Here is a 26,937-nt window from a genome sequence, read left to right on the forward strand (position 1 = left end):
TCTTGGTGCTTTTCCGAGGTAGGGCGGTCCTTTCCATACCCTCTCAAACAGGATAACCGCATTTGCAAATGCCTCTATTTGAACATGTGGCTGTGTAACCTCTCTTCGAATCCATAAGAGAGGTGTCGTATGCATCAAATACACGTCAAAAATTGACGGCAATACTTTTGCATCTCCTTGATATTATATCATTATGGATGGCCCAGTAATGAAGGTTAATGGAGCACGTATTGATGAACTCTCCCAACAGATACTCATCGCACTATACGACGCTAGCTCGCCTCAAACTGTCGCAGACTTGAAGAGTACACTTGGAGAGAAACGCCAGCGGGTGTGGTATCGAGTCCATGAACATCTCTCTAGCGCCGGACTCGTTTCTCGGATAGATAACCCCGAGCGCACGATGATTAGAGAAGGACCGTTCTGGAAGTTGTCCGTCTCTGGTCAAATGTTCGTCAAAGACAATCATGACGAACTGGCTCGTCCGAAGTCGCTCGACATGATGTCTAAGGACGTCTACGAAGCGTGTCAGACAGCCAAATCCGCGAAGGACTCTGTTCAAGGATATCGACAAAAGCTCTACAGGCTCAAGAAGGAACAACAGGAAACAGAGGTCGTCCTCAACCATCTCACGTCGAAGGAAACCATTACGCGAAACGAGATGGTCACTTTCGTCAATGATAAAGTAAGCAACGCAGTGAAGTCGAACAGCGCGGAAGCAAGCCGTGTCGAGTCACGACTTGACGAATTGGAAGCGAAGTTCGAAGAACTCACTGAGGGCATTCAAGCTGTCAACGCACACGTCCAGAGAAAAGCTGACCATGACGATGTCAAAGAACTAGGCCAGAAACTTGAACGAGTGTGCCACCTCTATCAAGAGATAGAGGACGGACTGAACGATATACAGAACCGTTCAATGTTCAACCGTCTCCGAATATTTTAATGTGGATGCTAAATCAATATGATGTCACAAGAAACTTGGTTGGCTTCTCTACTTCCGCGCTACAGCATGTGTTGCACTCATTGGTCGAGGTTCTTCGACGAACATCTGACCAATGTCTAGGTAGACCCCGCCTTCACTCCGTTCTATACGCACACGGAACTCCACATCGTCTACGAGCGTGCCCTCAACCAAAAACTGCACAGCATCCATCGACCCAAGGGACTGAGTGGTTCGAAGCATTTGACGGAGGTCGGTGAGGATATCGTTTCGTTCCTCCTCTACTGCATTATAGAGAAGGTCGTCAAGGCCAGTGACCGTGACTGGGGTCTCTACATCCTCGTCGGCAGCTACCCGGCGGAAGAATTCCAGCGCAGCTAGTTCACTCTTGGTGCCAGCCTCGCGTTCCGTCGTGATGTTGTAACCGGGATGGAGTGTCATGGCTAGAACTGGCTGAGGCTCATCTCCATCACATTCTCATAGCGTTCATCGTCGGTAACATCAGCCATAAATTCAGCTAGTTCTTGAAGGTCGTCATTCTTCCATTCTTTGAGATACTCGGTCGTGTTCTGGTCGGTCTTGTAAAGATGATAGAGGTACTGTACCTTGTCAATATCTAATAAAGCATCGCTGCCCTTGCCATTATTATTGAGCTTGGAATCAATGTAGTTGACGCGTTCGTCCGCGATTACGGGCTCTTTCTTGTCACGTGGTCCTTTCACGAGTTTCTCGTCTTCAAGGTCGCTAACGTTCAGATTCTTGGCAAGAAGGTGTTTGTTCAGGTCATCGAATTTCTCCCATCCGCGCCGGTAGAACGCCGCGTATGCCTGTGTGATAGAATCAATACTTGACGGCAAATTGACCGAGCTTTCAAGAACCTGTTCAATGACTGAATCGACTGTATCAAGAGCTTCGTCAATACCAACTTGCTCACCTTCTGAGTACACATGCGGGTAGTGCTTTGAGTAGTAGTACATACACTTCCCACGAAGAATGACACCAAGGTCTGCCAGTGAAAGAGACTGATGACGTTTTCGTTCAGTATCCGCGATGTTCTGCAATTCGAAGAATAAGTCTTGACGGAGTTCGTCAAGAGTAGTCTCATTCTCCGTGTCTTCCTTATTTGCGAATATTAGGATGTCGTACTCTGCATTGTCTAGATTGGTGATGTGGGGATTGTTGGACCGCTCAGATTGGACAGGATATGCGGCAGTAACCGTAAATCCACTATCAATGATAGCTTGTAGAATCACGGACCATGCTTCATTTTCGTTATGGTGATACGTGAACACCATTTCACCATCATCTTTTAAGACTCGGTGACATTCTGAGAACACATTTGATAGACTTGATATAAAGAACTGCTCGCTTTTGCCAGATTTACTGTTTGCAACAATCTCCCTAGCTTTTGGAACTAATTCTGGTTCGAATTCCTTATAATCCTCTTTCAATGCTTCACGCAGCCACACATAAAAATAATCAGAGAGTTCACTATATTGGACATTATCATAATATGGTGGGTCAGTAATCACATAATCTACACTCTCATCTGGTTCCTCTAATCTTTCAGACGTTTTGCTGTGCAGTGAAACCAGCCGGTCTTCCGAGATGGATTCGTTCTGGATATGTCGCTTATCAATATCTCCTGTTTGAGTGTTCTTCACCTTCTCAAATGGACGGTCACAGTAATCCTTAGCATCGTATACTTTTTCAAAATGATTCTCTAAGGCTGTGATATTTTGCGCCCGGTTTAGTGGGTTCCCCTCAACTGGTTGAACTACAGGAATATACGCGTGGCGCTGGAACACATTTAATGAGGTCTTCCGGCCAGTATTCCACTTACAGAGTTTCCCGTTTCTAGTAAGCGCTGCAGATATTGACGTTATAAGGAATTCTCGGACATTTGGGTTCTCGACCTTTTGGACACGTTTGAGAAGTTTCCCAAACGTGAGGAGGTGTCTTTTTGTGAATAGTTCCGAGTACCGTTCATAATTATAATTTGTAAGAGCCCGTGTTTTATCACCCTCTGGTATCTTTTGAGAGGGTATTGGGAGTGAGTCTTTTATATTCTCAAACTCACTCTCAGCTTCCTGTATTGTAGCATAATCTTCTTCATCTGGTTCTTTAAATTTCTTCTTCCCAGAAGGCGTTCGGTAATATATGGCAAAATAGTCGAATTCTGGCTTGCTATTATTTCTTTGGAGGGTCTCCTTCACGTCATTTTTATGCCCATTAGAGCAAGTGAATTTGCCATATCCATAATTGCCATCGCTTGGGTTGAATTCTTTACCACAATTGCTACATGTTTCTGACTCCCCAATTTTATGGTTTAGGTATTCAATCCGGTTATCACACTCATCATTCTTACAATAGATAACAGCAGGTGAAGTCTTCTTTTTCTGTCCTAATTCATAACGCGGGAATAAATGGACAGTTTCATCACAGGACAGACAGTTAAGTTTCTGAGTTTGGAGGGAATAGAGTATTTCACACTCTCGTCCCGTGTCAGGGTCTTTGGTTGTATAGAATCGGTCCATATCTTTCCGAACATCATCAAGCAATCTATTGAATTCACTTCGTAATTTATCTAAATCAACCTCATCAATAGATTTCTTAGCTGTCCACCAAGCAACCGGATTCAGTTCATATCCTATAGTTTGTGCCCCCAATCTATTTAATTCAAACAATGTTGTTCCTCCGCCAACAAAAGGGTCAAGAATAACTTCATCTTCAAATCTATCTCCTTGGTTTTGGAAAAACAATCCATCAAAAGAGCCCGAACTAGTTTCTCGTAGAATATCGTCCGCTTCTACGTTGTCATCAGTGAGCGTCGCTAGGCCTAATGTACGGAAAGTAGTACCCGGCCGTCTAGCCCACCATTTGTGAATTGAATAAATCGGTCGGTAGTAATTTCGATTGATTGCTTCTCGTTCGGCGAACCAGTCTATAGCTTCTAACGGAAGTTTGTCCCAAGTTTCCATTTTCATTTACCTCTATCCGCGTTAGTGTTGATTCTCAATACAGGAGTCATACACTCTGGCAGGCTAATCCCACCGTGCATGACTTTTTTCGTTGCACCCCGCGTCGTCCATTTGTAGTGTCCCTGTACCACATAGTGGTTGTCTATTCGTTTAATAATGTTCGCCTGTTCTAGTAATCGGAATGCCTGACTGTTCGAGACCTTAGTGAACCGGCTGCTGAACTTGCTACTCAACGATACTTCCTCCTCATCGGAGAGGGTATACGGTGAATTGCCGAGATGATTGATGTAACCGTGGTCACTTGTTACGAGGAATTCAGTGTGTACACTCTCGTAGATGATATTCTCTAAAAGTGCCTTTACGTCTTCGTAGATGTCTCCAATCTCTTCGGTAGAGTAATTCCCTTTGAGTGCCCCTTCAAGTCGTTCATCAGGATGACGTGTCCATACGAATTCAGGTGACGTGTCCGGGAGTTGGGGTACATCAAGGTCACCAATATATCGGTAGTCATCGCGTGTGACAACCGACGGACTATGCGCGTCAAACCATTCTCGGCAAATGAACTGAGTCTCACTCGGCAGGCCCTCAATAGGTGCCCATGAAAGCGATACGTCCCAGTCGTGTTCCTCGGTAAGTTCCTGTTCAAGCCGGAATCCCTCACGAAGGCTGAGAGCGTCCATGATGACACCACAACCCTCTTCCAATTCTGTAATGGGGTGGTCACCCATCTGGTTGCGGAGGTCTTCATAGACTTGGGGATATAGTTTCGCTAGTTCACGCTCAAGCAGGCGTGTCTGGTATTCCGAGTCTGCGAGGTGCCGGTCGCCAAGTGCGTCTTTGTTTGCCCAAATACGGCGAAGGCATTCGAATACGCCATCAAGGATGTTGTCTTCGCGAAGCAGCGCTTCGAACTCCGACCGATTGTACAATCCGTTACTCATTCTTGTCCACCTGAAGACTGACGGACAGAGACGCCTGTTCGGGTACGTTCAGGTCCCAGACGAGACTCAAGAAGGACTGTCGACTCATCGGTTCGTCCGGGTCGATAACAAAGGTCTCGTCCAATGAAACTTTCTCGTCAAGCGCGCCCGCGCTAATTCCATAGTCCGTCAAATCGTCCGACGTCAGGGTTCCGCTCACAGAAATTTCTGCTTCGTGGATGTCCCATTCAATGCCGATTTCTCGCTCGAGCGTATCAATGAGGTCTGGTTTGTTGTCTGCATCAAGTGTCCCCATGATGGGGTGGGACTGAATCTTCGGCCCGACTTCTTCCTCAATGCCAAACGTGTCGAGCATCTCGTCGGTTGACCCGCCTTCAACAGAGACCTTCCCTTCGCGGATGTCGCTTGCATCGAACTCGAACCCGCATTCACAGGACGTTCCTTCTAGCTCGCTCCCGCACTGAGGGCATTCGAATGCGGTCGAAGCTCCCTCACCACCTGTCTTGGTTCCTCCGGTCGATGTCGCCGTCCCACTGGTTTCGGAGCCATCACCACCGTCTATTGACCCAGTCTTGTCGATAGTGATGGTCTCTTCTTCCTCGTCATCATCATCTTGTTCGAGGTACTGCTGGTGAACAAGATTAGTATCGTTTCCGAGGCTTCCAACACGTTCATCAAAGTAGTTACCTGCCTGAATAACACCATCTCGGCAGAGAGAATCGATAGCCTCTTCCAGTTCATCTTCGCTTGTCAGTGTCGTGTAGGAAGGATTCCGATAGAAGTCGTTTTTGAGGTGTTCGTACTGAATTCCGCTCGCATCTGCATCTTTGACCGCATTTTTGACCTCCGACCGCAGTTGGCTGCTGTCTGGTTTGACGACCTCCTTCGTTGCAGTGTAGAAATCCACATTCCCCCCACTCGGGAGGTCCTGCGGGAACAGCCCGCGCTTAGTCGATGTGTGGATGGTACCGTACTTGTCCCGGACGCGGTCACGGAGGTTCTGGTAGTTCTGGTCGTGAATTTCCTCGAATCCCTCGGGGAGGACTTCCTCTTCCCGTTTGAGTTGCTCGCCTGCAACAACCTTCCGTGCAAGTTCGATGATTCCCGTGTTGGTGTCGACACTCGACCGCTTTTCGGGGGTGACTAAGACAAGCGTATTATTGAATTCCCGTTCTTGACCTGTCGTAAGTTCCTCGAAGTCTTCATCATAGTTGCGCTTTGCACCGAGCGAGACCGCGATTTTCAGCGCTTTAGTGTCGGGAATATCCTGCTCAGTGTTGACCGGGTCAAGAATGTAGACGTTGTTGTGACCATCGAAGAGGTCTTCCCGGGTGAGCGACTCAACGCGATGAATCGCGTCATGTTTATGAATGTCCTCTGATTTCTTCTCGATGCGTGCTGCTGGGTTTTCGTCTACGTCGAACGCGTACTCGCCATTGATACGATGGATGTGCCATGCGTGGCCGTAGACCTCCTCAGTGAACGTCTGTACGATGCGGTGAGCGTTGATTCCTTTTCGCATCGTGCCCATCAGCATCTGGCGTTTATTTGCTCCTTCCTCGCCTGCCCGCGCGAGACTATGAAGCAATACGATATTGAGGAGTTCTTCATGGAATTCTCCAAAACTACCATCGGGCTTCTGGATTCGGTGATAGTCGTTCACGTATTTGCCGACGAGTTCGGAATCGATGTATTGGAAGCGGTCGGTGTACGTGAATACATCAACATCGCCCGTCAGGATGAAGTCTACGGATGTGTAGTTGTCTCGGAGAATCTCAGCGAGGAACCGGAGAAGGCCTCGAGCATCCGAACTGATGCGCTGTTCCGAATACTTCTCCATCAATAGTTGGAGCAAGACCGGGTGGAACGGATAGTATCGTTCGATGCGGTCTTGCATGTCGTGATAGTCCTCAAGTTGAATCTGGTCGTTCTGTCGGTAGACGTCCGTGTATTCCTTTGCAAGGGAAGAAACACCTCCCGAGTCGGTGACTGTTCCGACGAGACGGTGAAGGATAAAGTCGATTTTCTCGTCGCGACGGGAAGAGAGGTCGTGTGTAAACGGATTTGTCCGCTGCGTAATAGCTTGGACGTCCGCGTCTTCGTAGAGTAACGAGACGAACACGCTCAGCCGCGTGTCATCTCTGCCAGCAGCTTCAAGAAGGTTCTGAAGGAACGCAAGATTGTCATCTTTATACTCGGAGCGATTCGCCATCCCGAACCAACGCTCGAACTCATCAATGAGAATGAGGGTTGGCTCATTTTCAAGCGTGTCCCGAATCTGATGAACAGTTGGAAGGTCTGTGTCGCCAGCCCACTGGTCGATGCCCAGATAATCACCAACTGCTTCGGAAAGGCGGTTATAATCCTTATCGAGATTGAACATTTGGAGGGCCGCAGACCGCGTTTCATCGGGTATATCTACGTCAATCCCTCGCTGGTCTAGCCAGCGTTGTCCAAGGTTCGGGGAGTTGAACAGGTGATAGACGACGAGTTCGATGTGACTTTTCCCGCTCCCGTAGCCACCACCAACGATTTGACCGCCCTCGGAAAAACCGTCATTGCCATTGAGCTTCTGAGTCGTGTTTTCGATAATGGTCGTGAGCGTCTCCGTAGGATACGTGATTTCGAGGATACGCTCCGCGTCCTGCTCTGGCGAATCGCGGTCGTCATAGAGATTGTAGAGTGAAACTTCGTCGAGGAGGCCGGAAGGGTCGATACTTCCATCAGAATCTTGTATCTCATCACTTGGCGAAATATAATCCGCAATGACTCCCTCAGCCATTATCATCACCTCTGGCGGTAATCCCACAAGTTCTAACCATATCAAACTCCATTCTAGTCACGATTTATAGTTGTTTTGAGTAATGGCTTCTGGAAGAGACCTGCATATAGATAGTATTAGTCTCGCACTTCATTCACGGCAGTGGCTATACAGTCATCCTCAGCCTCGCGGTCGAGATACCATTGACGCTATTCATTGTTTTGATGGATATTAGAAAGAGTCTGACGCGTGCAGTTCTAGCTTCATTTCAACCGAATTAACCACGAACAGACAGCGGATTGTCTTTCTCGAAGTATATTCCGACTATATTATGTGGATTTTACTCGTTCTGGACCCGCTGTTTACCACCAGTTGTGATATAGGGAGTTTCCGTAAGCCGGGAATCAACGTGGTCTTCGTTAAAAAGACTGAGAACTTTCCATACGTCACGCTTGTCGCGCATTTTCAATGCCTCTTCACCATTGTCGTTTGAAACAACATTGAGTTCGACTTCAAAATCGTCAATAATTCCCTTAGCAGCACCCATGTCCATTTCTTCGTATACCCCTAGCTGCTTTACTTCGTACATTTTTCGCATTGCATCCGGATACGACTTGGCTGCCTCCTTGAACAGGTCAAAATTAGCAATGGGTACGTCACCGTCTTCGAGGTCGTCAAACACGTCTTCTGCTACGCGTTCGAATTCATCCATATAATCGAAAATCTTCTCGAAATTCCGCTGGTTGAAGATTAGTATCGTGTCAGCGTAGTAGAGACAGTCAATTCGATTTGGAATTGCCATCACTGTCTCATCAATGGGTGTGTACACTTCGTCGGTGATACGAAGACGAAGCCGCGATTTTCGGCCGAGAATTTGTCTCCGCGAGTAAAATTGGAACGCAATCACCATATCATTGGAATCATGTAGTCGGATAGCTTGGAACGAGGGTATAGGAGACTCTTCGTAGTCAGTCCCTCGAAATCGCTCTCCTTCGATAAGACGTTCGAAGTTCTCGAATTGGGGGATATCAGCCGTAGACACGTACTGGATTAGGTCCTCATCACGGTCCTTGTTCGAAATAGAGTAGGAATCCGTCTCCTTGTTGTTGTTAGCAAGGGCCGTTCTCTTATTTTCCACCTTCTCGTAGACCAGTTCCTCAAGCTCACTAAGAACACGTGATTTGGCCATCACGCGCTTGAAACTATAGTCGTGGTTCTCCGCATCGGATTCTTCATCCCGAGCTAAAATGAGGTCAACTCCCTTATCAGTTGACCGCTGGAAGACCTCATTCACTTCATTTAGCGTTTCCTCAACAGTCATTACTTTACTGTCACATAGACGCCGGTACTTAATTCCACGGTTTTGAGAGAGACTATCTCGTCCTTTAGCGTCTGTTTGGTTAGGATGAGTCGCTTTCCATTATCGTCTTCTACTTTATAAATATTGTATCGAAAGAATGCTAATACTGGGTTCGCGTATAGTTTGTTAGAACGGACCTGCACTGCGCCAATCGCTAGGAACAAGATGAGAAATGCGCCGATATTGAACGGGTCTGTGTAATCAAACACGATGAACGGAAAGATGTATACGATAAGATATTCAGTCACCATCTCCGTTTGATTTTCATAGTTTTCGACATCTTCCCGAACGCCTCCTCGACTTCGTTTTAGATGCAGTACCAATAACAGAAATCCAACCGAAAAGATAGTGAACAGTATCGCGCCAATCGATAGTGCCGACACTTCAACTCCGCCTAATTCATGCAATCCGAATTCAATGCCAAATGTAGAAAACTTCGCTTCATGTCCACGAAGAGCAACAACCAAGTAGAGAGGCGCGTACGAACTGAAAAAAAGTATCCAGCGCGCCCACTCCTTTACGTTCCCCATTGGGTCTTTTTCTTGGGACTGCTTGCACAAGTCGCTTCTGATAGTCCTGCCATGTGACAGAATCTCCGGAATTGCAAGTCATCGTATTACAGGTAATAAAGCCCGAGCTAAGGGGATTATGGGCCAAAAATTGAAGGCGGTTTCTCAATTGCGAGGCCCGAAACCTCGCTCCACTGTCGCATTTGCCATTCTTGTAGTTCCCGGCACGTCTCAGCTAACTCCATCATGTCGGTATTCTCGTCATCACCTGCAGATACTTGGACACTCAATGCTCCCGCACTCATATTGATTGACGCCATGTTGGTGTTTGAGGGTGTATTAAAAGGACTAATCTGGTCGAACCACGCGAACTTCGGTTTGGTCAATATACGCCATATCGTCTTTTGACCAAATCCACTGGAACTCGGTGTGCGCACATCTACACACGTCTTTTAAGTTGTCGTCAGGGCCACCACGGATACGGCAGTGAACCATCGAGTCAGTTGCTGTTAACTCAACTTCTGGGCCTTGCTTCATTTCAAATGTAGATAACTCAGTCTACTGTATTATACCGCTGACTTTTCTGCATAACGCCAATGCAATTATTTTTCTAAGACCAATGTATGAAATCTGGTCAACAGGACAAAATACGCATCTTGAATGAACGCTATATCCACGATACTGGCAATTGGTACGTATGCACAGAGTGTTCAATCAAAATACATGCAGGTGACCGCGATGATTCAGATTTTTGGCTCCATGAGGTGAGACACCACAAATCAGTAGACGTGTAATTATGCTTCTTGATAAAGTCAAAGCAGTGCTAGTGGAGACTCGAGTGTAAATCGAATCTGATGGAAGACTACTAGCCAGAGGGAAAATGCGCTGTAAAAGGGTTAAACCGTCCGGATTTTTGGTTTGGGGGTCCGGACAGAAGTTGCACCGGTTCCGTTTGTTAAACGCACGTTGTACGTTATTGGTTAGATGACGCGGTTCTGCAGGTAGTCGAGGTGTTTCGCGTTGTAGACGATCTTGACCTCCTCGGACTCGGCAGTACCGATGCAGGTCAGGCGGACGTTCTTGTCCTCGACTTCCTCGTCGCTGAGGATCTGCTGCATGTCCATCTGGATCTCGCCCTCCTTGATGATGGCCGCACAGTTTGCACAGGCGCCGGCACGGCACGAGAAGGGCCAGTCGTAGCCCTGGGCCTCGGCGGACTCGAGGATGTACTCGCCCTCGTTGACCTCGAGGGTACCGTAGTCCTCGGCGTCGAAATCGGCGTCGGCGGCTTTTTCGAAGACGTCGTCGTCGTCGACACTCCATCCCTGGTCGTCCAGTACTTCGTAGTTGAGGTATTCTACCGTGGGCATCAGGTGGCGCTTCGAGGCCCGTACTGGTATAGCTTGCTGTTCATTTGCAACGGTTTATCAGTCCGGACAGTCCAGATCCGAGAACGGTCGGGCTCAAAACCCGAACAGCGGGACGAATCGGAAGGTGAGAAACGCTGCGACCGTCGAGATGAGCGGAACGACGTTTTGCATCAGGATGACGCGAGCGGTCGTCGACGGGTCGAACAGGTCGGCCGCTTTCGGGATGTCCTCGGCACTCTCCTCGCCGATTTCGGGCGGTCGTTCGCCCTCTTCGTCAGCCGTGAGCGCGCCGATCGAGACGGCCGTTTCCTCACCGCGGGCGGCGTCAGATAGCGTCGTCGTCCGGGTCGCGCGTCCCCAGCCCAGCCCGACGATGCACATGGTCGCGACGACGACAAAGCTGGCGGGAATCCCGATGAGCGAGAGGAAGATGACGATCGCCGAGGCCACGACCGCGACGACGATCGCTGCCGTCAGCGGCAGGTTCGTGATGTCGTTGCCAAGCGTATCGAGTGTCCGGCGGGCGATGGTGAACGCCCCGACGGCGACGGCGATCGAACCGATGACGATGAGCGGACCCAGGTCCAGGCCGCCGGCGCCGTAGATCGGGGCGATGGCGTTAGCGATGTTGCTCGTGCCCGAGCTGAAGGCCATCAAACAGCCGATGGCGACGACGACCAGGGCGCCGGTTCGCTGTCGACGGCCCGAGCCGTCGCGATAGGCAATCCTCGGGACCAGTCCGGATCGGTCGAGCGAGAGCATCGGCTCGCCGCCGCGTTTGGACTCGATGGCGACCCAGGCGTTGATTTGTGGGTAGAAGTACCGGCCGATGACGCCGGACACCCAGAAGCCGATGACCGGTGCAACGACCCACCAGATGGCGATCTCGAGGACGACGCCGACGTTCAACTCGCCGGTCGCGAACCCGAGCGCGGCGATGGCACCGACGGCTGTCATCGAGGTCGACGCGGGGACGCCCGCGTAGTTCCCGATGAAGAGCGCGCCGCCGATGAAAAAGAGGACGGCGACGTTGGCCTCGAGCGTGAAGATGTCGCTGTCGGTGATGAGGTCGTTGCCGAGCGTGTCGACGACGGCAGGGCCGATGGTCCAGGCGCCGACGAAGAAGAAGATAGACATCAGTCCCGCGGCGGCGACCTTCGTGATGACGTTCGCGCCAACGGCGGGGCCGAACGCCGGGCCCGTGGTTGCGCCGCCGATGTTGTAGCCGACGAAAATCGCGACGAGAACACCTGCGTATAACAGTATCTCCGACACGGGTGAACGTATGGGGCAGGGGCCTAAAAACGCGCCTATTTGGGTCGGTCGGACGGTCAGACGCTTCAGCGGGCGACGATTCCGGGGGTCGGTACGAGCGTCAACAGGAGTGGAAAACGACGACCGTGGGACCGTATCGTAACCGAAAACCGGGGGCTTTACTCGCGTCGCCACCTGCGTACTCCGCATGAGCCAGCAGTTCACGACGTTCGAGGTGATTCCGGCGGTTGACGTCCAGGACGGCGAGGTCGTCCAACTCGTGCAGGGCGAACGCGGCACCGAGAAACGCTACGGAGACCCTGTCGACGCTGCGAGGCGGTGGATCGACGCCGGCGCGCGCAGCCTCCACCTGATCGACCTCGACGGTGCGTTCGAGGGCGAGCGAGCGAACGCCGACGCCATCGACGCCGTCCTCGAGGCCGTCGACGTGCCAACCCAGCTCGGCGGCGGCATTCGAACCGCCAGCGACGCGTTCGACCTCCTCGAGCGGGGCCTCGATCGAGTTATCCTGGGAACGGCAGCCGTCGAGAATCCCGACGTCGTAGCCGAGATCAGCGCCGAGTACCCGGACTCCGTCGTCGTCAGCCTCGACGCAAAAGACGGCGAGGTCGTCGTCGAGGGTTGGACCGAAGGCGCCGGCATCACGCCCGTCGACGCCGCGAGGCGGTACGACGACCTCGGTGCCGCGGCGATCCTCTTCACGAACGTCGACGTCGAGGGCCAACTCGAGGGCGTCCGGACCGGCCCGGTCCGCGACCTCGTTGCGGCGACCGACGTTCCAATCGTCGCGAGTGGCGGGGTAGCGTCGCTCGAGGACGTCGTGGCGCTTCGCGAGGCCGGGGCCGCGGCGGTCGTGGTCGGGAGCGCGCTCTACGAGGGAGCGTTCACGCTCGAGGCGGCCCAGCGAGTGGCCGACGACGAGTGATTCGGCGGACGATGTGACGATCGTTTGCCGACGATGGACGAACGTATCGCCAATCGAGGTGTCCGATGACGTGTGAAAAGTGGAGTAGATTGTGGTACGTGAGTCGAGGGTGGAGGGTCGAGGTTGGAAGAGTGGAAGTCGGGGTCGAGGGCGGAGGGCGGAGGGCGGAGGACAGGGGTGGAGTTGGAGGGTTGGAGGGCCCCAGCAGTGTCGACCGTCAGTGCTGATTGTAGCCGTGACCGGCGTACAGGGCGAAGACGTTGACGACCAGCAACGTCACGAACGTCAGGGCGATCGTCGGATCGTTCAGGCCGCCCGCGAGGAGGGGCAGGTACGCGAACGGCAGCGCGATGGCGATCCAGAAGCTCAGGAACTGTGCTGAGGGCCTGACGACGCCGAGCGTCTGGCGAAGTCGGGAACTGTACTGGCTGACTGCTTCGGGGGAGGGCGTGAGCGATTCAGTCGAGGGCGGGGACGGATTTGGCATGGTCATCGAACACCTCTGGGTAGCAGAGACATTCACTGCACCCATCATATAAGGGGACGAACATTGGGGTCGTTTCGGTCCGTTTCACCGATTATGGACCGGGGTATCGAGTGCCTGAAACTCATTTAGAACGCTCATAAAATTTTAAAACCGTATTAGAAGCGGTAATTTCTGTCGTCGAGTACAGCCCCAATTGAGGGCCCAACCCGAGCCGATCTGACGCCGTCTCGAGCGCAATCGCCTTGTATCGGCCGCCGCATACCTCGAGCATGAGCCAGCGAACGGCGACCGTCTCCCGCGAAACGGGCGAGACCAGCATCGAGTGCACCCTCGCCATCGACGGATCGGGAACGGCCGAGGTCGACACCGGGATCGGCTTCTTCGATCACATGTGTACCGCCTTCGCCAAGCACGGCCTGTTCGACCTCGAACTCGAGTGCGACGGTGACCTCCACGTCGACGACCACCACACCGTCGAGGACGTCGCCATCGTCGTCGGGACCGCGTTCGACGAGGCGCTGGGCGATCGCGCGGGAATCGTCCGGTACGCCGACCGGCGCGTCCCGCTCGACGAGGCGGTCGCCGACGCGGTCGTCGACGTGAGCGGGCGCTCCCGGTTTTACTTCGACGGCACGTTCTCACAGGATCGGATCGGGGAGTTCACGAGCGACATGGCGCGTCACTTCGCCGAGTCGCTGGCGATGCACGCCGGACTCACCCTCCACCTGGCCGTCGACGGCGAGAACGCCCACCACGAGGTCGAGGCGCTATTCAAGGCACTCGCACGAACGCTCGACGACGCGACGCGAATCGACGAGCGGCGCGAGGGAACGCCGAGCACCAAAGGAACGCTCTAGCGACGGCGACGATGACGACGACGTCCGCTACGGCCGTCGCAACTGGTCCCCGTCTTCGACGAGTTTCCCCTCCGCAAGCGCGTGGTCGATGATCGCGTCGACCTCGTGGTTCTCGAGGTCGTAGGCGCCGGCGGCGAGTCCTTCGAGGTCGGCGCGGTCCATCGGGAGTTCGCGGTTGCGGAGGAGTCGAAGGACCTTGCCGTAGGCGGCTGGCGGCTGCGAGTCGTTGCCCGACGCGGATTCAATATTTCGATCGTCGGGTTCAGCGTCGACTTCAGCTGACTCTTGCTCGATGTCGGCGTTCGGTTCTGTCGTGACGCCCTGTCCGCTTGCTCGAGCGGCGCCTCCGGCGTTGTCGCTTCGGCTTCCGTCAGCGGCCCGAGTTTCGTCGTTTCCGCCGATCGATACGGCGACGTCATCGGTTTCGGGAGGCGTGCCGCCGATTTCGGAAGCGACGCCGTCGCGCGAGGAACGTCCGTTTCCGTCGCGCCCGCTCTCGTTCCCGCCCTCGAGTCGGTCGAGTAACGGCTCGAGAAGCGTCTCCAGGCGGTCGTGGCAGGCATTACAGAGAACCGCGCGCCGTTGTTCGTGCTCGCCCGGCTCGAGCGCCGCCGGGACGATCTCGAACGTGCCGGCGGCCGGTTCTCCACAGAAGTCACAGGTATGGATTGCGCGCATAGCCGTTCGTCCGAACCGGACGACCAAAAACGTGAGTCAGACGCGATGGGCTCGGTAGATCGAACAAATGTCACATCGTCACGAATCGGACCGCCGCACTCGTATCTCACTGGCCGACAACGAGCGGCAGAGTCATGTTCATTGAGAACATATCACACATAGCCTGTCCTGGGTAGGGGTACCTGCGACGGGCCACGAATCCGACGGTGGCGACGTCACACGCGTCGTCCATCCCCCGTATTCTGCGACACACCAGCCGTGATCACTCGAGTGCCAGCACCGACGAGGCCGTTCGTTCGACGGCCTCGAGATCGGCCTCCGGGGCGTAGACGCCGAGTCGCCACTGGGCGCGCTGAGCGGCCTGCAACCCCTGGACGAGCGGCGACTGTTCGTGGAGTCGGCGGATAGAGCCGCCGACGACGACGCGCGTCTCGGTCTCGGGCATGCTCGGCCGGCCGGGACAGTCGACGACGACCGACCGGGGGTCGACGTCGGCCCGGTTGGCGACGTCGTCCTCGAGTTCCCGGACCTCGTCGTGGTCGGCCTCGAGCAGCCACTCCGGAACCGCCTCGAGTTCGGCCCAGGCCGCTCGTTTGTAGAGGCGCCGTTCCGCGAGTCGGGCCGCGAAATCGGTAGTGGACTGGCACTCGCGCAGCGCCGACAGGAGGTCCGCATCGGTCATCCGGGCGAACCGCTCGGCAGTCAGGTCGGTCTCCTCGAGCAGGGTCTCGGAGGCGCGCTCGAGCATCGAGCCCGCAATTCGGGAGACGTGATGGCGATAGACGGTCGCGTTCATCAGCGCACGGGCAACGAGCAGGCTCTCGGCGGTAGCGACGTTGCCCTCCTCCAGGACGAGTGCGTCGTCGACGAACTGGAGGACTCGAACGAGCCGCCCCGGGTCGACCGTGCCGTAGGGGACGCCCGTGTGGTGGGCGTCGCGCACGAGGTAGTCCATCCGGTCGACGTCGAGGTCCCCCGAAACGAGCTGGCCGAGTTTGCCCTCACCGGCGATCAGGTTCGCGACCACCTCCGGTGCCAGGCCATGGGACTCGAGAACAGCCGCCAGTTCTGAGTCCTCGAAGAGGTGGTGAACGTCGTCGTGGTGACGTCCGAGGTGGCGCTCGATGATCCGTTCGGTCTGGTGGCCGTAGGGGCCGTGGCCGACGTCGTGGAGCAGGGCCGCCGCACGGACGGCCTCCGCGCGGGCCCCCTCGATACCGAGGTGGGTGAGCGCCTGGCGCGCGAGGTGGTAGACCCCGAGGCTGTGTTCGAACCGGGTGTGGCTGGCTGAGGGATAGACCAGTCGGACGGTCGAGAGCTGTTTGACGTACCGGAGTCGCTGCATCGCCGCCGTGTCCAGGAGATCCTGTGCGACGCCGTCGACCTCGACGTAGTCGTGGACGGCGTCTTTGATCGCGTTCATGGGCGTACTCGCGGCGGGAGTGTCAAAACGAAATCGGAACCGTCGCGACCGGGTTTTCGTTCACGATCTCGTTCTCGGTTTCGTCCCCGAGTCGACGCACACGAATCGAAACGCCCCTGTGCTCCCGGTCCCTCGAATACCGTATGCCGACCGTACGGAACCGCGGCGCGTCGCTGTTCTACAGCGCCGAGGGCGAGGATGGCGACGAGGGCCCGCCGGTCGTCTTCGTCAACGAGGCCGGACTCGGCGGCTGGCTCTGGAGCTGGCAACACGCCTCCCTGGCCGGTCCCTTCGAGACCGTCGTTTGGGACCTTCGCGGGACCGGACGCTCCGAGGAAACGGCCGGGCCGCACGACCTCGAGACGCTCGCGAGCGATTTCGAGGCCATCTGCCGCGAGGTCGAGAGCCGGAGCGTCCACGCCGTCGGCCTGGGACTCGGCGGTGCCATCGCTCTCGAGGCCGCCCGCTCGAGCGGGCGCGTCGAAACGCTGACGCTCCTGGGAACCGCCGCACACGGGTCGGTATTCGACCTCGAGCCCCTGCTCGACGCGCCGGAGTCCAACGGGAGAGAACCGAGCGGCGATCCGACGGCCGCCCCAGACGACCGACGCAACGCGATTCGAACCACCCTCGAGTCCGCCCTCTCCGCGGACTTTCGGGACCGCCAGCCGGACGTCGTCGACGGCATCGTCGACTGGCGCCTCGAGGGCGACGCCGATCCCGCCGGGCGACAGGCACAACTCGCCGCTCTCGCCGAGTTCGACGCCCGAGATTGGCTCGTCGAGGTCACCCAGCCGACACAGGTCCTCCACGGGACGGCCGACGCGCTCGTTCCACCCGACGCCGGACGCGACCTCGCCAACGGCCTGCCGAGAGGGACGTTCGTTCCGCTCGAGGGCGCTGGCCACCTCGCGAACGTCGAACGCTCTCGGGCGGTGAACGATCGCTTGTTCGGGTTCCTCGAGGGTCACACCGATGGCCTCGAGCGGTGAGTGCTTAGAGCGAAGGCCTTGAACAGCGCCTCGAGCGGCGAGTACCACAGCGGTACCAGCCGCAGACGAAGGGGCTGACACCAAAAATCGGATGGGGAACTGACGGTATCCGGTGGATTCATGCTCGCTCAGTCCGCAGTAGAACCTGCACGGGGGCGGGCGGAATCAGTCTGTCGACTCGATCGTCAACGTTCCACCCACATCACCTATCAACCACCACATCCCCCGTGTTTTTCCCGAAAGCGATCGGTCGAGTCGACCACGGGCACAAGGTCTTACTGTCCAGAGCACGTGGCTAGACCAATGACACAGGTGCGGCTCGCGCTGCTCAACGCCGCCTACGAGGGCGAGAGCACGCGGCGGAACTTTCGACGCGAACTCGACGCCTCGCTCGCCGAGTTCGACATCACTGACGGCGAACTCCCGGAGACGTACGACTACGACGGCGTCGTCGTGACCGGCTCCCGAGCGTCGGTCTACTGGGACGAACCGTGGATCGGTCCCACCAGAGAGTGGGTCGCCGAGGCAATCGACCGCGACATCCCTCACCTGGGGGTCTGCTGGGGACACCAGCTGCTCGCGGACGTACTAGGGGGGACCGTCGACGACATGGGCGACTACGAAGTCGGGTACAGCGAGATCGAACGCCTCGAGGACAGCCGGCTGTTCGAGGGCCTCGACGAGCGCTTCACCGCCTACACCAGCCACTCGGATGCTGTCGTCGAACTCCCGCCCGGTGCCACGCCGCTGGCCGAAAACGAATACTCGAATCACGGATACGCCTGCGGCCGGGTCTTCGGAGTGCAGTTCCACCCCGAATTCGACCAGCCGACGATGCGAAAACTGCTCGAGAACAAGGACCTCGAGCCGGTCTACCGTGACCACTTGCTCGAGCAGGTCACAGACGAAAATCACGCCAGAACCCGCCCTGCGAGCCTGGTTTTCGAGAACTTTACCGACTACGTCCGCGAGTTGCAAGCGAGTGCCGATAGGGAGCACGAATCGACGGGACTGGACACCACCGATATTTCAGCCTGACAGGGCCGCTACCAGCGGCGACCGGAATTCCCAGCCTACAGGAATCAGCGAGTCGGATAGATGTGCATGCTCCGTACCGGTAGCTACATGAGATCGTTTCACTCGAGTGGCAAACGAACGGTATCGCGACGACGGGTGCTCTCGACCGCCGGCGTCGCCGGACTCGCAACGCTTGCCGGCTGTACGTCGCCGACGAGTAGCCGAGAACCGGGAGAGGATCGAACTGAGTCGGACAGCAGCTCCAGCGGGGCATCCAGTTCGACCGACAACTGGAGTGGCGCGGACGCAACGGACGTCGAAACCGACCACCCATACACTTCGTCCCCCGAAATCGTCGACCTCGACGAAACCGACGGCGCGGTGACGCTGACGACCGAGGCCGCTCGCCACCAGTTGCTGGGGGACGACGCCAGCGGCGGACCGTGGGAACTCCCCGAAGTGTGGGCCTGGAAGACGGCCGACGGCGGCCCGAGCGTGCCGGGCCCGCTGCTCCGGGTGACCGAGGGAACGGAGATGGAGATCACCTACGACAACACCGAACACAACCGCCCGCACACCTTCCACGTCCACGCCCTGAAGAAGAACTGGATGGACGATGGAGCCCCGACGACGACCGGCCGGCAGGTCGACGCCGGGGAGACGGGAACTTACGAAATCACGGCCAACGTGCCCGGCACCCACCTCTATCACTGCCACTTCCAGACACAGAATCACCTCGACATGGGAATGTACGGCATTCTCCGCGTCGATCCCGTCGATTACGACCCACCGGACAAGGAGTTCTTCCTCACGATCAAAGACTGGGACAGTCGACTCTCGGCCTCGATGGCAGGCGGTGACGTCACCTTCAGTCATCGCGACCGGAACCCCGACGTGTTCACCGTCAACGGGCGAGTCGCACCGTACAGCCTCCATCCGGAAGAGGGGTCACCCATGATCGTCGAGCAAGGTGACCGGGTCCGCATTCACATCACCAACAACGGTTATCAGCCTCACTCGATGCATACCCACAACCACCGCTTCGAGGTCGTCGAAAAGGACGGAAGCGTCGTCCCCGAGACGGCCCGATACAAGGAGGACGTGGTCCCGATCTCGCCCGCCGAGCGAAAGACCATCGAGTTCACCGCCGACGCAGATCCCGGCATCTACGCGATGCACTGTCACAGAGTCAACCACGTGATGAACGGCGAACGCTATCCCGGCGGCATGCTCACCGGAATCGTCTACGAGGACGCCCTCGAGACCGAACAGTTCGCGGCGTTGATGAAGAGCGCAGGGTACGAGGGCTGACCTCGCACGCGACGACGGGGCCTGTCAGTCTCACTCGAGGCCCGCCGTCTCTCGCTCGCCGATTGCCTCGACGAGCAGTTCTGCGACGTCGACGATCTCGATGTCCTCTTCGAAGCCGCCGGTCTTGCGCCCGTCCTCGTACATCGTCATGCACATCGGGCACGCGACGACGAACTTCTCGACGCCAGCGCCGGCGTCGGTGTCCTCGAGCGCCTCGCGAAGCCGCTCCTCGCTCGGCTTCGGCTCCTCGTCGAAGTCCATCCAGAGGCCGCCGCCACCGCCACCACAACAGAACGAGTCGGCGCGGTTTCGGGGCATCTCCTGGAGGTCACAGCCGGTCGCCCGGATGAGTTCGCGCGGGGCCTCGTACTCGTCGTTGTACCGCCCGAGGTGACAGGGGTCGTGGTAGGTGACGGTGTAGTCGAGTTCGGTACCCGACAGGGCCAGCTTCCCGTCGGTGACCAGCTCCTCGACGGCTTGCGTCCAGTGAAGTACCTCGACGTCGCCGTCCTGGTTCCAGTACTCGTCGTACTCGAACGGCATCATCGGATCGTCGGCAAACTCCTCGAAGTCGACCTCGGGGTACTCGTTCTCGAACGTGTTGTAGCTGTGTGGGTCGGTACAGATCAGCTTCTCGAAGTCACAGGCCTCGAAGGACTCGACGTGGTGGCCCGCCAGCTCGAGGTAGAGGAACTCCTCGCCGATGCGGCGGATGTCGTTGCCGTCGTACTTCTCGTCCTCGAAGAGGATGCCGAAGCTGACGTCGGCGGCCTCCAGAATAGTTGCCAGCGAGCGGGCGACTCGCTTGTTGCGCTCGTCGTAGCTCGGGTAGTCGCCGACGTACCAGAGGTACTCGACCTCCTCATCGCGAGCGTCCGCGAGGTCGAACTCGAGGTCGTCAGCCCAGTCGGCGCGATTTCGCGGCGAGTCGCCGAAGGTGTTGCCGTTCTGCATGACGTTCTGGAAGACGTCCTGCATGTTCGAGTCGACGTCACCCTGGTCGACCAGCTGGCGGTTGAGTCGCGTAAAGGACTGGAGGTGCTCGATCTCGACGGGACAGGCGTCCATGCAGGCCATGCAGGCCATGCACGATTCCATCGTCTCCGCGTCGATGACGCTCGTGCCGCCGTCGGCGATGATCGGACGTTCCTCACCGCCGGCGTCGAGACTCTCGCGGTAGGACTTCAGATCGAGGATGACGTTCCGCGGGTCGAGCGGCCGGTCGGACGCTTTCGCGGGGCAGACTGCCGAGCAGCGCCCACACTTGGTACAGGCGTCCTGGTCGAGAATCTCCTTCCAGGTGAAGTCGTCGATGGACTCGGCGTTCGTCGCGTCCAGGTCGGCGGGGACGCCGGGCAGGCGCTTGCCGGCCTTCTCGTCGCGCGTGACGACGTTGGCGAACGAGGAGAGCATGTGGAACGGCTTCGCGTAGGGGATCCACGCGATGAAGAAGAACGCGAGCAGCGAGTGCGACCACCAGGCCCACCAGTGCATCGAGGTCGCGAGCGACTCGGTCATACCCATCGACTCGAGCGCCCCGAGACCCATCGCCAGGCCGTAGCCGACGAAGCTCACCACCTCGAACTCGGGCATGCCGGTCGCGTAGATCCGAATCCCCTCGAGAACGAACCCGCCGAGGCCGAGTAAGAAGAGAATCCAGACGAACGCGGTGTCCTCGAGGGAGGTGTGTCGTCCCCATAGGCGTTCGTTCTGTACCCAGTACCGGCGGTACATCGCCATCCCGAGGCCGACGACGAACAGCAAACCCATCGCGTCGACCATAAACTGGTAGGCCAGGTAGAAGTCGCCGTGCCAGAAGGAAGTCGCGAGCAGAGCGCCGAAGGCGTACTCGTCGAAGGCGAGAATCGAGGTCGCGATGAACAGCGAGAGAAAGCCCCAGAAGATGAAGGCGTGCATCAACCCGCCATAGAGGTCGCGATTGAACTGCTTCTCGTTCGTCAGGACGATTTTCGCCGCGGCGACGACGCGACTCGCGAGGTCGTCGACGCGAGGGAAGGGGTCGTCGTCTCCCTCGGCGTAGCGCGCGAACCGCGCGTAGACGCCGAACAGGAAGACAAGGATGGCGACGGCGGCGAGGAAGTAAAACAGCACCTTCTCCACGGAGGAGATGCCGTAGTACGTTTCCCTGGTCACCTCCGTCTGTGCGACAACGTTCATGTACTATGACGCGGAGAGAACGTACTTAACTCTTGTCACACCGTCCACGGGGTGTCCCGGAGCCGTCGTCCGAGAATCGATATGCCGTTGAAAGTTTATTGAGAACGATTCGCTCACTCGTCGGCCAACGCTATACGGCAACAGGCTTAAATATCCACCCGACGCCAGTGTGCATCCATGAACGAGAAAACCGAAGAACTCCGAGACATCTTCACGAGCGTCACCGACGGCGAAGAGACCGTCACCGAATCCCAGGAAGACACCCGTGGATCGCTCGAGAAGGACGAGCGAACCGTCGAAGAGCGCCTCGAGAACGTGATCGCACAGATGCGCGAACGCTACGGTTTCGAGACGCCGTTATCGGAGGCGGAACTACAGACCGTCGCGAGACGATACTACGAACGCGACGGTGACGACGAGATCGCCGCCGACCTCGAGGTCGACCCGCAAGACGTCTTCGAGGCCCGGTGTGCCCTGCACCTGGTTGACGAGGGCGACGCCGACGAGATCGACCTGGTAGCGATTCGCGAACGGGACGAGGCCGACGCGACCCTCGCCGAGGAGTACGGCGTCGACCCGAAGACGATCCGGCGCTATCGCCTGGTCGCGGCCGCGAAAGCGGAATCACGAGCGGCGAACGACCGCTACCGCGACGAGTTCGATAGCCTGCTTGCCGACTCGGAACTCGCCTCCAAGATGGCGAGCGACGTCCGGGAGGACGGCCTCGAGGACGCGACCGAAGGCATGGAAACGGACGTCTCCTTCTAATCAGTCACACCGTACCGCTGTTTACCTCTGATTGGCCAACCGACCGCTGTTTCCTCCTCACCGCGCTACCCCTGTGCGGCACAGTCCCGTCCCCATCGAGCCGATGGTTTATATACCAATACGCGACCAGACCGACCATGACGCACGTCGCGTTCAGCGACCTCCGGACGGCCACCTACTGTCCGCGAAAGCTCTACTACGCCCGACGCGCCGACGACCGCGAGCCGCCACCCGGAGTCGCCGCCGTCCGCGACCTCGCGACCCGGTACGACTCCCTCCTCGCGGCGACCGACGAGGCACTCGCCGACGAGCCGATCGACCTCGAGCCGTCCGTCTATCGTGCCAGGCTCTGTCGAACGCGCGACCGACTGACGAACGCCACTGAGGAGACGCGGTTCCAGCCGCCGCCGAATCGCGACCACGGCGCGACGGCGGTAGACGGGAATCGGTGGGCGGCGACCTGTGACCCTGCCACCATTGACGCCCTCGTCACCGGTCGAGAGTGCCGCGGAATCGTACACAAGGTGTTGACCGATCCGCTCGAACCGGCGCTCGTCTCCGTCGGCAAACCGCCCGACCAGGGCGTCTGGAAATCCCAGCGCGTCCACGCCGTCGCTGCCGCGAAGGCCCTCGCCTGGGAACACCAGCGGCCGGTCGGCGGCGCCTGGCTCGAGTATCCGGCCTACGGAGAGATCCGGTACGTGCCGATGACGACGCGCCGAAAGGCAGAGTACCGACGGGCACTCCGAACCGTCCGCGAACTCGAGGAGCCACCGTCGCGACTCAGCAACCGCGAGAAGTGCACCGCCTGCGAGTACGCCGACACCTGCAGCGTCCGGACGCGGAGCCTCCGGTCGTTGCTTGGGTTCGGGTGACGCGATCCGGCGGTGAGGACGTGGGCGTCGTCAGTGGGCGGCGAGCCACGCCTCGATCTCGTCGGCGAGCGCGCCACGCCGGTGGATCGTCCCCGAGGCGACGTCGACGACGGTGCTTTCGGTGCCGGCCGTCTCACCGACCTCGAGGACGACGGCGACGGCCTCTCGGACCTCGGAATCGAGATCGGCGGGACGGCGAACGCTCCCACGGCCGCTGACGTTGGCACTCGTCGCCGTGATCGGTGTTTCCGCGCGTTCACAGAGACGGAGTGCGAGGTCGTGATCCGGAACGCGAACGCCCACGCGCTCGTCGCCGGCGGTGAGCACGTCGGGGACGATCTCGCGGCGACGACAGAGCACCGTCACTGGACCGGGGAGAAATCGCGCCATGAACTGACGTTCGCGGTCGCTCGCGTTGACGTGCTCGAGGGCCGCCGGAACCGAGGGGACGGCGAACGAGATCGGCTTCGATCGATCCCGGCGTTTGACCTCGAAGACGCGCTCGACGGCCGTGGGGTCGAGGGCGTTCGCTGCGAGGCCGTACACCGTCTCGGTCGGGTAGACGACGAGGCTCCCGGTCCGAATAGCCGTCGCCGCTCGCTCGAGGTCGGACATGTGCGTGTGCGAGCGTCGGGTCGTCGAGTGCAAAAACGTACCGTCCCGGGACCGTCGATTCGCTCGACGATCGATCGAGCGCTACGGGGTTACTCGAGGTCGCGACTCGCGGGCTCGAGGTCCTCGGTCGCCGGCCCCTCGAGCAGGGTTCCGTCCGGTGAAAAGCGCGACCCGTGACAGGGACAGTCCCAGGTGGACTCGGCGTCGTTCCAGTCGACGACGCAGTAGGTGTGGGTACAGACGGCCGACACCGCGTGGAGGTCGCCCTCGTCGTCGCGAGCGGCCGCGATTGGTTTCGGTCCCCGCCGCAGAACTCGTCCCTCCCCCGATTCGATCGACGCGACGGCCGGCGAGAGGAGCGTCCGTGCCCAGTCGGTGACGAACTGGCTCGCGGCGTCGGCGTTCTCGGTGAGCGTCTTCGAGAGCGAGGGCTTCGGCGTGAATCGGAGCGGGTCGAACGTCTCGAGGGACTGTGGTGTCGCCGCGTCGTCGGCGATGGTTTCGGCGAGCAACCGACCGGCAGCAGTGCCGTTGGTCATCCCCCAGCCCCCGAACCCGGTCGCGACGAGGACGCGTTTCGCTCCCGGACCCGCGGAGCCGACGAACGGCAGGTTATCGACCGAGACGTAGTCCTGCGTCGACCAGCGGTACTCGATCGACGCCACGGGAAAGTGCTCGCGCGTCCAGCGGGCCAGTCGGCGGTACCGGTCGGCGGTCGAGCCCCCCTGTCCAGTCTTGTGGTTCTCGCCGCCGACCAGCAACAGCGTCTCGTCGTCGCCGCGGTACGTGCGGACGGACCGATACGGGTCGTCGTCCCGGTAGTACATCCCCTCGGGTGGCTCGTCCTCGAGGCGGACGCCCAGGACGTACGACCGTTTCGGGTATAGTCGGGTGAAGAAGCCGACCCGATCGAGGAGGGGAAAGCCGGTGGCGAGGACGACCCGGTTTGCTCGCACGGTTCCTCCGTCGGTCTCGACGCGTGGCTGGTTCCCCGGTGCGACGTCGGTCACGCGCGTTCGTTCGTGTATTCGAGCCTTGTCGTCCGCCTCGAGTGCGCTGGCGAGGCCGAGCAGGTACTTCCGCGGGTGAAACCACGCCTGGTCGTCGAACTTGACGGCTGCGGCGGCGCGCTCGAAGGGCGGTACCGATTTGACGAAGGACGCGGGGAGGCCGACCTGCTGAGCGGCGTCGGCCTCTCGCCGGAACTCGTCGGGGTCGTCGCCGTAGCAATAGGACGGCTGGCGTTCGAACCCGCAGTCGATCTCGAGGGCGTTCACCCGCGACTCGACGGTGTCGATAGCGGCCTCGTTGACCCGGGCGTACGTCCGCGCCGTCTCCCGGCCGAACTCCCGGCGCAGGTGATCGTAGCACAGACCGTGCTGACTCGTGACCTTCGCCGTCGATTTGCCCGTCACGCCGGACGCGATCCGGTCGCGCTCGAGGACGATTACCGACAGCCCGCGCTCTCGGAGTTCGTACGCCGTCGAGAGGCCGGTGATGCCGGCACCGACGATACAGACGTCGGCCGTCGCGTCGCCCTCGAGCGCCGGGTAGGTCGCATCGGGGGTCGTCGCGAGCCACGGGGAGGTCGGTTCGCCGGAGAGGGTCTCGTCGTCGTGGAAGGATGGAGGCTCAACCATCGTCTCGCCTCGATACTCGTCGTCGAGGGAGAAAAAACGGGTGTGCGCCGTGGTGAGGCGACCTGGTTGGATACGATTACTCGAGCAGATCCGGCAACTCGTCGATCGTCTCGAGAACTGCGGCGGCCCCCTCGGCGTCGTACTTCCGGCGGCCTTCCTCGCCGGTCAGTCCGCCGGTGAGGACGCCGATGCCGTAGTAGTCGCGGTCGGGGTCGGCCTCGTCGGCGTTCGTCGCGGTTCGGACGTCGTCGAGCGTATCGCCCACGAAGACGACCTCGTTGGCGTCGAAGCGTTCGGCGAGTGTCGTCAGGGCCCGCGGGTGCGGTTTGCCCTCCTCCCAGTCGTCCATCGTGAAGCGGTGCTCGGCCGGAACGTCGAGCCCCGCGCGCTCGAGGGCAATCTCGGCTTCGGCGGCCGGTCTGCCGGTGACGATCCCCACGTTGTATCGCCCGGTGAGGTGCTCGCGGGTCTCGTCGGCGAGCAACAGCGGTTCGTCGTGGATGAACCCGTGGGTCTCCAGGTCCGGATCCGGGTCGCCGCCCTCGAGTCCGCGGTAGAGGTCGCTTCCGAGGTAGCGCTGTTGAAAGACGTCCCGGAGCCGTTGGCGATCCCATCGCTGCTTGATTCGCTCGGTGGCTCGAGCGCCGCACTCCTCGCGGACGACGGACTCGGCGGCCTCGAGGCCGCCACCGTTGGCGGCGATAGCGTCGGTGAAGTCCTCGAGCGATCGCTGAAACCCCTCGCCGGTAGCCAGCAGGTAGAGCGCCGCGGCGTACGTGAGTTCCCAGTCGTTGTTAAACCCGCCCGCGTCCTTGAACAGCTGAATGTCGGCTTTCTCGATGGTCCGGCCGTAAACGTGGTCGATGGACTCGACGATGGCCCGGCGGTAGGAGTCGGCGACGTCGACGATCACTCCGTCGATGTCGAGGACGACGGCGTCTGCGTGCATGGCTGATTCCTGGGCGGCCTCCCGTATGGACGTATCGACTTTCGACGTCGAGCGCCGTCGACACTCGAGCGCGCGAGCGTTGGCC

23 protein-coding genes are annotated in these 26,937 nt (G+C 58.3%); 8 read left to right on the forward strand and 15 right to left on the reverse strand.

The features are described from left to right. Positions 1–193 precede the first annotated feature (193 nt). A complete protein-coding gene (locus tag J1N60_RS01610; RefSeq protein ID WP_312910159.1) occupies positions 194–943 on the forward strand; it encodes a hypothetical protein in 750 nt (249 codons plus the stop codon). A 48-nt stretch (positions 944–991) separates the two neighbouring features. Here the strand turns inward: J1N60_RS01610 and J1N60_RS01615 are convergent, their stop codons facing one another. The 8 genes from J1N60_RS01615 to J1N60_RS01650 form a co-directional block, all read right to left on the reverse strand. Next, positions 992–1,381: a DUF8076 family protein gene (locus J1N60_RS01615; protein ID WP_312910160.1), complete on the reverse strand. Its 390-nt coding sequence runs from the start codon at positions 1,379–1,381 to the stop codon at positions 992–994. A gap of 2 nt (positions 1,382–1,383) precedes the next feature. Further along, the gene (locus J1N60_RS01620) at positions 1,384–3,921 is read right to left on the reverse strand and encodes a DUF1156 domain-containing protein (protein WP_312910161.1); all 2,538 of its coding nucleotides are present in this window, start codon (positions 3,919–3,921) and stop codon (positions 1,384–1,386) included. Between the two features lie 2 nt (positions 3,922–3,923). Continuing rightward, positions 3,924–4,862 (reverse strand): hypothetical protein, encoded by a 939-nt coding sequence (locus tag J1N60_RS01625; protein ID WP_312910162.1) that lies wholly within the window; start codon positions 4,860–4,862, stop codon positions 3,924–3,926. Beyond that, positions 4,855–7,644 carry a hypothetical protein gene (locus J1N60_RS01630; protein ID WP_312910163.1) on the reverse strand — a complete coding sequence of 930 codons (2,790 nt, stop codon included), beginning with the start codon at positions 7,642–7,644 and terminating at the stop codon, positions 4,855–4,857. The genes J1N60_RS01625 and J1N60_RS01630 overlap by 8 nt, the downstream gene beginning before the upstream one ends. A gap of 319 nt (positions 7,645–7,963) precedes the next feature. Continuing rightward, positions 7,964–8,944, reverse strand: a complete 981-nt coding sequence (locus J1N60_RS01635) for a Kiwa anti-phage protein KwaB-like domain-containing protein (RefSeq protein ID WP_312910164.1) — start codon at positions 8,942–8,944, stop codon at positions 7,964–7,966. Further along, the gene (locus J1N60_RS01640) at positions 8,944–9,513 is read right to left on the reverse strand and encodes a hypothetical protein (RefSeq protein WP_312910166.1); all 570 of its coding nucleotides are present in this window, start codon (positions 9,511–9,513) and stop codon (positions 8,944–8,946) included. The genes J1N60_RS01635 and J1N60_RS01640 overlap by 1 nt, the downstream gene beginning before the upstream one ends. Positions 9,514–10,472: 959 nt before the next feature. Next, a complete protein-coding gene (fer, locus tag J1N60_RS01645) occupies positions 10,473–10,862 on the reverse strand; it encodes a ferredoxin Fer (RefSeq protein ID WP_312910167.1) in 390 nt (129 codons plus the stop codon). 93 nt (positions 10,863–10,955) lie between these two features. Continuing rightward, positions 10,956–12,137 carry an inorganic phosphate transporter gene (locus tag J1N60_RS01650; RefSeq protein WP_312910169.1) on the reverse strand — a complete coding sequence of 394 codons (1,182 nt, stop codon included), beginning with the start codon at positions 12,135–12,137 and terminating at the stop codon, positions 10,956–10,958. 187 nt (positions 12,138–12,324) lie between these two features. Here J1N60_RS01650 and hisA point away from each other — a divergent pair, with 187 nt between their 5' ends. Further along, on the forward strand, positions 12,325–13,062 hold the full coding sequence (hisA, locus tag J1N60_RS01655; RefSeq protein WP_312910171.1) for a 1-(5-phosphoribosyl)-5-[(5-phosphoribosylamino)methylideneamino]imidazole-4-carboxamide isomerase: 738 nt from the start codon (positions 12,325–12,327) through the stop codon (positions 13,060–13,062). A gap of 217 nt (positions 13,063–13,279) precedes the next feature. Here the strand turns inward: hisA and J1N60_RS01660 are convergent, their stop codons facing one another. Next, positions 13,280–13,549, reverse strand: a complete 270-nt coding sequence (locus tag J1N60_RS01660) for a DUF8028 family protein (protein ID WP_312912636.1) — start codon at positions 13,547–13,549, stop codon at positions 13,280–13,282. A 269-nt stretch (positions 13,550–13,818) separates the two neighbouring features. On the opposite strand from J1N60_RS01660, the gene hisB reads away from it, so the two are divergent. Beyond that, positions 13,819–14,406, forward strand: a complete 588-nt coding sequence (hisB, locus tag J1N60_RS01665; RefSeq protein WP_312910172.1) for an imidazoleglycerol-phosphate dehydratase HisB — start codon at positions 13,819–13,821, stop codon at positions 14,404–14,406. A 27-nt stretch (positions 14,407–14,433) separates the two neighbouring features. Here the strand turns inward: hisB and J1N60_RS01670 are convergent, their stop codons facing one another. Continuing rightward, positions 14,434–15,084, reverse strand: coding sequence for a hypothetical protein (locus J1N60_RS01670; RefSeq protein ID WP_312910173.1), 651 nt, complete (start codon positions 15,082–15,084; stop codon positions 14,434–14,436). Positions 15,085–15,346: 262 nt separating this feature from the next. Beyond that, entirely contained in the window at positions 15,347–16,507 is a 1,161-nt protein-coding gene (locus J1N60_RS01675) for an HD domain-containing protein (protein ID WP_312910174.1), read from the reverse strand. Between the two features lie 143 nt (positions 16,508–16,650). On the opposite strand from J1N60_RS01675, the gene J1N60_RS01680 reads away from it, so the two are divergent. From J1N60_RS01680 to J1N60_RS01690, 3 genes are all read left to right on the forward strand, one after another. Further along, on the forward strand, positions 16,651–17,499 hold the full coding sequence (locus tag J1N60_RS01680; RefSeq protein ID WP_312910176.1) for an alpha/beta fold hydrolase: 849 nt from the start codon (positions 16,651–16,653) through the stop codon (positions 17,497–17,499). Positions 17,500–17,802: 303 nt separating this feature from the next. Beyond that, positions 17,803–18,537, forward strand: a complete 735-nt coding sequence (locus tag J1N60_RS01685; protein ID WP_312910178.1) for a type 1 glutamine amidotransferase — start codon at positions 17,803–17,805, stop codon at positions 18,535–18,537. A gap of 87 nt (positions 18,538–18,624) precedes the next feature. Further along, on the forward strand, positions 18,625–19,827 hold the full coding sequence (locus J1N60_RS01690) for a multicopper oxidase domain-containing protein (RefSeq protein WP_312910179.1): 1,203 nt from the start codon (positions 18,625–18,627) through the stop codon (positions 19,825–19,827). Between the two features lie 30 nt (positions 19,828–19,857). Here J1N60_RS01690 and J1N60_RS01695 read toward each other — a convergent pair whose 3' ends face one another. Continuing rightward, entirely contained in the window at positions 19,858–22,005 is a 2,148-nt protein-coding gene (locus J1N60_RS01695) for a heterodisulfide reductase-related iron-sulfur binding cluster (RefSeq protein ID WP_312910181.1), read from the reverse strand. Between the two features lie 177 nt (positions 22,006–22,182). On the opposite strand from J1N60_RS01695, the gene J1N60_RS01700 reads away from it, so the two are divergent. Together J1N60_RS01700 and J1N60_RS01705 are read left to right on the forward strand one after the other, a co-directional pair. Next, positions 22,183–22,773, forward strand: a complete 591-nt coding sequence (locus J1N60_RS01700) for a conditioned medium-induced protein 4 (protein WP_312910183.1) — start codon at positions 22,183–22,185, stop codon at positions 22,771–22,773. A gap of 137 nt (positions 22,774–22,910) precedes the next feature. Further along, on the forward strand, positions 22,911–23,648 hold the full coding sequence (locus tag J1N60_RS01705; protein ID WP_312910185.1) for a CRISPR-associated protein Cas4: 738 nt from the start codon (positions 22,911–22,913) through the stop codon (positions 23,646–23,648). 30 nt (positions 23,649–23,678) lie between these two features. Here the strand turns inward: J1N60_RS01705 and J1N60_RS01710 are convergent, their stop codons facing one another. The 3 genes from J1N60_RS01710 to J1N60_RS01720 form a co-directional block, all read right to left on the reverse strand. Beyond that, complete coding sequence (locus J1N60_RS01710) at positions 23,679–24,263, reverse strand: L-threonylcarbamoyladenylate synthase (RefSeq protein ID WP_312910187.1); 585 nt, start codon at positions 24,261–24,263, stop codon at positions 23,679–23,681. Between the two features lie 89 nt (positions 24,264–24,352). Further along, positions 24,353–25,903, reverse strand: a complete 1,551-nt coding sequence (locus tag J1N60_RS01715; protein WP_312910189.1) for an FAD-dependent oxidoreductase — start codon at positions 25,901–25,903, stop codon at positions 24,353–24,355. A 76-nt stretch (positions 25,904–25,979) separates the two neighbouring features. Next, entirely contained in the window at positions 25,980–26,852 is an 873-nt protein-coding gene (locus tag J1N60_RS01720) for a TIGR01548 family HAD-type hydrolase (RefSeq protein ID WP_312910191.1), read from the reverse strand. Positions 26,853–26,937: the final 85 nt, after the last annotated feature.

It is taken from the genome of Natronosalvus caseinilyticus (assembly GCF_017357105.1).
In the GTDB taxonomy this organism is placed as follows: Archaea; Halobacteriota; Halobacteria; order Halobacteriales; family Natrialbaceae; genus Natronosalvus; species Natronosalvus caseinilyticus.